The 1,512-nt window shown below is 67.9% G+C and carries 1 protein-coding gene and 1 pseudogene; both read left to right on the forward strand.

Annotated features, from left to right (window positions below):
* Window positions 1-94, forward strand: a pseudogene (locus ACWPWO_RS18715) (2-hydroxy-3-oxopropionate reductase); the annotation flags it as partial.
* Between the two features lie 312 nt (window positions 95-406).
* Window positions 407-1,512, forward strand: a 1,106-nt coding sequence (locus ACWPWO_RS18720; RefSeq protein ID WP_454007882.1) for a glycerate kinase type-2 family protein, incomplete at its 3' end; no start/stop codon positions are given.

The raw sequence follows: 1,512 nt of genomic DNA on the forward strand, positions 1-1,512 counted from the left end.
CAACACCTGCGCCGCCCACGGCGGCTCCGGCCAGGACCACTCCGCGCTGGTCCGCGCCCTGGAAATCATGGCCAACCACGAGATCGGTCAATAAGACCGGGCTCCAGGGCGAGTCGACTTGCCGACGCCATTCGCAACAGCAGGGCATCAAAAGTCGATTCGTCCTGAAAGCGGGCTGCGGCCCGCTTTTTTTACCGCCGGGCCGCCCCGAGGCACAATGCCTCCTTTGGAGGTGCAGCAAGCCAGAGGCGCCGCGGGGATGTTTTTCAGCGCTGCACCGGGGGCCTCCCTCTTTGCTGCGCTTGTTCTTTTCGTCTAGATGGGCGCCTTGCCATTTCTGCAGATGCGCCCATATCGCGCAGCGGCCAGTGACCGACGCCGCCATAGCCCTGCGCCAGGAATGCCCATGAAAATCGAGCCACAAGACTTACTCAGCAAAATGTTCCAGGCTGCCGTCAATGCGGCTCAGCCCGAACACTGTATTCCTCCCTACCTGCCTGAAGCGCCCAAGGGCCGCACCATCGTCATCGGCGCCGGCAAGGCCTCCGCCGCTATGGCTCAGGCGCTGGAACGGCACTGGAACAAGGGCCCCATCAGCGGCGTCGTGGTGACGCGCTATGGCTACAGCGTGCCCTGCGACCACATCAAGATTCTTGAGGCTGCCCACCCCGTCCCCGATCAGGCCGGCGAAGACGCCGCGCACGAGATCCTGCGCACGGTCAGCAAGCTGAGCGAAGACGACCTGGTGATCTGCCTGATCTCGGGCGGCGGATCCTCCCTGCTGCCGCTGGCCGGCGAAGGCATCACCCTGGCCGACAAGCAGGCCATCAACAAAGCCCTGCTGAAATCCGGCGCGTCGATCGGCGAAATGAACTGCGTGCGCCGCCACCTGTCCGCCATCAAAGGCGGCCGGCTGGCCGCCGCCTGCGCTCCCGCCCGCGTGCTGAACCTGCTGATCTCCGACGTACCCGGCGACAATCCCATGGACATCGCCTCCGGCCCCACCGTGGCCGATCCGACCACCTGCGAGCAGGCCCTGGAAATCATCCGCCGCTACGGCATCGACATTCCCGACGCCGCCCGCAGCCTGCTGGAGACCGGCGCCGGCGAAACCATCAAGCCCGACGATCCGCGCCTGGCGCGCGTCACGACCCACTTGGTGGCCACGCCCCAGCTGGCCCTGCAGGCCGCCGCCCGCGTGGCCGAAGCCGTGGGCGTGCAGCCCGTGCTGCTGGGCGACAGCATCGAGGGCGAAGCCCGCGACGTCGGCAAGGTCATGGCCGGCATCGCGCTGAGCGTGGCCCAGCACGGCCAGCCGGCCGCGGCGCCCTGCGTGCTCCTGTCCGGCGGCGAGACCACGGTGACCATCCGCGGCAAAGGCCGCGGCGGACGCAATGTGGAATTCCTGCTGTCCACCGCCGTGGCCCTGGACGGGGCGCCCGGCATCTACGGCCTGGCCGGCGACACCGACGGCGTGTACGGCCAGGAAGAAATCGCGGGCGCCTTCTGCAG

This window comes from Alcaligenes sp. Marseille-Q7550 (assembly GCF_965112015.1).